The organism is Sporosarcina sp. P7, assembly GCF_002743425.1.
GTDB lineage: Bacteria > Bacillota > Bacilli > Bacillales_A > Planococcaceae > Sporosarcina.
The window spans coordinates 1-1800 of record NZ_PDZF01000033.1 but is presented as its reverse complement, the minus strand read 5'-3'; the positions used below and the strand labels follow the sequence as shown (position 1 = coordinate 1800).

The following is a 1800-nucleotide window of genomic DNA, read 5'->3' as shown; positions in this document are numbered from 1 at the left end:
CATTACGCAAGTAAGTAAGATCCCTCAAAGATGATGAGGTGGATAGGTCTGGGGTGTAAGTACGGCGACGTATGTAGCTGACAGATACTAATCGATCGAGGACTTAACCTATTGTAAAAAGTAGTTACTTGAACTACACAATGTCTTTTATTCAGTTTTGAGTGAACAAGCTTTACTCAAAAAAAATAAAATAATGCTTGCATTAAGTATAACAAGTGTTATAATAGTAAATGTCCTCAAGAAAGAGGATGCATAGTCTGGTGACGATAGCGAAGAGGTCACACCCGTTCCCATACCGAACACGGAAGTTAAGCTCTTCAGCGCTGATGGTAGTTGGGGGTTCCCCCCTGTGAGAGTAAGACGTCGCCAGGCAATTCTTTTCTTAAGATTGATACTGAGTATTGTACACATAATCTCGTGATCAAAGAGAACAAGAACACATCTAGTAAATATTGAAATTATACCCAGGAGGATTAGCTCAGCTGGGAGAGCACCTGCCTTACAAGCAGGGGGTCGGCGGTTCGAGCCCGTCATCCTCCACCATATATTCTACACCTGCCGGTGTAGCTCAACTGGTAGAGCAACTGACTTGTAATCAGTAGGTTGAGGGTTCAAGTCCTTTCGCCGGCACCACTAAGTACGAGCCGTTAGCTCAGTTGGTAGAGCATCTGACTTTTAATCAGAGGGTCACAGGTTCGAATCCTGTACGGCTCACCATTATTTTTTGCCGAAACATATCGCGGGTGTGGTGGAACTGGCAGACACGCTAGACTTAGGATCTAGTGCCTTCGGGCGTGGGGGTTCGACTCCCTTCACCCGCATTTTTCATGCGGAAGTAGTTCAGTGGTAGAATACGACCTTGCCAAGGTCGGGGTCGCGGGTTCGAATCCCGTCTTCCGCTTTTAAATTCCACTCTTGCCGGGGTGGCGGAACTGGCAGACGCACAGGACTTAAAATCCTGCGGTAGGTGACTACCGTACCGGTTCGATTCCGGTTCTCGGCACCAATTACTTTCATAATATGCGCCTGTAGCTCAATTGGATAGAGCGTCTGACTACGGATCAGAAGGTTGTGGGTTCGACTCCTGCCAGGCGCGCCATATTTTAAAAGAAATTACTATTGTATATAGTCGGGAAGTAGCTCAGCTTGGTAGAGCACTTGGTTTGGGACCAAGGGGTCGCAGGTTCGAATCCTGTCTTCCCGACCACTTATTTGGGGCCTTAGCTCAGCTGGGAGAGCGCCTGCCTTGCACGCAGGAGGTCAACGGTTCGATCCCGTTAGGCTCCACCAATAAATGTACGTGACTGACTAATTGCAGCGGCGTAGCTCAGTTGGCTAGAGCATACGGTTCATACCCGTAGGGTCGGGGGTTCAAATCCCTCCGCCGCTATCCTAAGGACCTTTAGCTCAGTTGGTTAGAGCAGACGGCTCATAACCGTCCGGTCGCAGGTTCGAGTCCTGCAAGGTCCACCAGATTATTTATTTTACGGAGGAATACCCAAGCCCGGCTGAAGGGATCGGTCTTGAAAACCGACAGGGGTGTTAAAGCCCGCGGGGGTTCGAATCCCTCTTCCTCCGCCATATTTTCCTGAACATAAGCTTTACTTTATTAAGAAGTTATGTTAAGATAATAAAGGCGTTAAATCTTCATTAAAGAAACATTTGTATTATCGCGGGGTGGAGCAGTGGTAGCTCGTTGGGCTCATAACCCAAAGGTCGCAGGTTCAAATCCTGTCCCCGCAACCAAGGTCCCGTGGTGTAGCGGTTAACATGCCTGCCTGTCACGCAGGAGATCGCGGG

13 tRNA genes and 2 rRNA genes are annotated in these 1800 nt (G+C 48.6%); all 15 read left to right on the top strand.

Features of this window, described 5'->3' with window-relative positions:
* A 23S ribosomal RNA gene (locus CSV60_RS15665) occupies positions 1 to 111 on the top strand; the annotation flags it as partial.
* A 145-nt stretch (positions 112 to 256) separates the two neighbouring features.
* A 5S ribosomal RNA gene (rrf, locus tag CSV60_RS15660) occupies positions 257 to 372 on the top strand.
* A 95-nt stretch (positions 373 to 467) separates the two neighbouring features.
* Positions 468 to 543: transfer RNA gene (locus CSV60_RS15655), tRNA-Val, on the top strand.
* Between the two features lie 14 nt (positions 544 to 557).
* Positions 558 to 633, top strand: a tRNA-Thr gene (locus tag CSV60_RS15650).
* An 8-nt stretch (positions 634 to 641) separates the two neighbouring features.
* Positions 642 to 717: transfer RNA gene (locus CSV60_RS15645), tRNA-Lys, on the top strand.
* Positions 718 to 739: 22 nt separating this feature from the next.
* Positions 740 to 821, top strand: a tRNA-Leu gene (locus tag CSV60_RS15640).
* An 8-nt stretch (positions 822 to 829) separates the two neighbouring features.
* Positions 830 to 901 (top strand) — tRNA-Gly (locus tag CSV60_RS15635).
* 16 nt (positions 902 to 917) lie between these two features.
* Positions 918 to 1006 (top strand) — tRNA-Leu (locus tag CSV60_RS15630).
* A 16-nt stretch (positions 1007 to 1022) separates the two neighbouring features.
* Positions 1023 to 1099 (top strand) — tRNA-Arg (locus CSV60_RS15625).
* Between the two features lie 31 nt (positions 1100 to 1130).
* Positions 1131 to 1207: transfer RNA gene (locus CSV60_RS15620), tRNA-Pro, on the top strand.
* A 7-nt stretch (positions 1208 to 1214) separates the two neighbouring features.
* A tRNA-Ala gene (locus CSV60_RS15615) sits at positions 1215 to 1290 on the top strand.
* A 26-nt stretch (positions 1291 to 1316) separates the two neighbouring features.
* Positions 1317 to 1390 (top strand) — tRNA-Met (locus CSV60_RS15610).
* 6 nt (positions 1391 to 1396) lie between these two features.
* Positions 1397 to 1473: transfer RNA gene (locus tag CSV60_RS15605), tRNA-Ile, on the top strand.
* Positions 1474 to 1488: 15 nt separating this feature from the next.
* Positions 1489 to 1581, top strand: a tRNA-Ser gene (locus CSV60_RS15600).
* A gap of 90 nt (positions 1582 to 1671) precedes the next feature.
* Positions 1672 to 1746, top strand: a tRNA-Met gene (locus tag CSV60_RS15595).
* Positions 1747 to 1800 lie beyond the last annotated feature (54 nt).